This is a genomic window from Aneurinibacillus aneurinilyticus ATCC 12856, assembly GCF_000466385.1.
In the GTDB taxonomy this organism is placed as follows: Bacteria; Bacillota; Bacilli; order Aneurinibacillales; family Aneurinibacillaceae; genus Aneurinibacillus; species Aneurinibacillus aneurinilyticus.
The window spans coordinates 1-1,116 of record NZ_KE952687.1; the positions used below are offsets into that span (position 1 = coordinate 1).

Annotated in this window: 2 protein-coding genes and 1 pseudogene; all 3 read left to right on the forward strand. The window is 43.6% G+C overall.

Features of this window, described 5'->3' with window-relative positions:
* Positions 1–249 (forward strand): helix-turn-helix domain-containing protein (locus HMPREF0083_RS28950; RefSeq protein WP_021619527.1); only part of this gene is annotated, 249 nt, incomplete at its 5' end.
* A pseudogene (locus HMPREF0083_RS02965) lies at positions 189–749 on the forward strand (IS3 family transposase); the annotation flags it as partial. The gene HMPREF0083_RS28950 and the pseudogene HMPREF0083_RS02965, both read left to right, overlap by 61 nt.
* A gap of 146 nt (positions 750–895) precedes the next feature.
* Positions 896–1,072 carry an IS3 family transposase gene (locus HMPREF0083_RS30040; RefSeq protein WP_378433036.1) on the forward strand — a complete coding sequence of 59 codons (177 nt, stop codon included), beginning with the start codon at positions 896–898 and terminating at the stop codon, positions 1,070–1,072.
* Positions 1,073–1,116: the final 44 nt, after the last annotated feature.

Below are 1,116 nucleotides of genomic sequence, written 5' to 3' on the forward strand. Positions count from 1 at the left end.
GGTTGGACATACCGCCGAATCATGGAACATCTGGGGATTCCAGATCGACACAGGCTTAAAATATGGATGAAAAAATACAAGCAACTAGGTGAATTTGGACTTATGGATCAGCGAGGGAGACGTGAAGAATATATTGATCAAGATCGATATGTTCAAAAGCTCAAACGAGAGAACTCTATGCTAAAAAAGTGTTTAAAAATCTGGATGCAGGAGGTGCAACCCGTAAGTATACAGCGATCAAACAGGTAGCTGGTGAGTATACCATCAGTGAGCTGTGTAAGCTATTTGGAGTCTCAAGAAGTGGTTACTACGCATATTTGAAACGAAGAGCAGCTGATCGGGACAAGCTTGTGAAAGACCTAATCAAGGCAGTTTATAAGAAGTACGATAGTAAATATGGATATAGACAAATCCAACTATTTCTACTTCAAGACCATGGAGTGTGGATCAACCATAAGAAGGTACTACGTCTCATGCAAGATATGAGGCTCCGTTCTCGAATACGCCGCAAGTATCGAAGCCATTCTGTTTCATCCACAGGGGAACGAGTTGCCGAGAATGTCCTTCAACGTGAATTTCATGCAGATGCACCTAATAAAAAATGGGTAACGGATGTCACACAGTATCGTGTTGCGGATACTTGGCTCTACCTGTCTGCCATTAAGGATTTGTTTAATAATGAAATTGTGGCCTATCACATGGGAGCTCGCAATGACAATCAGTTGGTCCTACGGACCTTCCAGAAAGCCTTTGAAAAGACGAAAGACGTGACTGGACTGATCGTTCATAGCGATCAAGGATCCAGTACACGTCCCACGCTTACCACGACATGCTGCCAAAGGTTGGCGCCCAAATCAGCATGTCTCGAAGAGGCAATTGTTATGATAACGCCTCAATGGAGAGCTTCTTCTCCCATCTTAAAACGGAAGGGCTCTACCCTTATGATATCCGAAGCGTGGATGAAGCACAAAGACGAATTGAAGAGTATATTCAATTTTACAACCATAATCGGCCGCAAAGAAAATTAAAAAAGCTGACGCCCGTAGAATTCAGGCGTCAGCTATCGGCCTAAAGGCCGGGGTTTTTCTCAATGTCTACATATCGGGGTCTTGACCA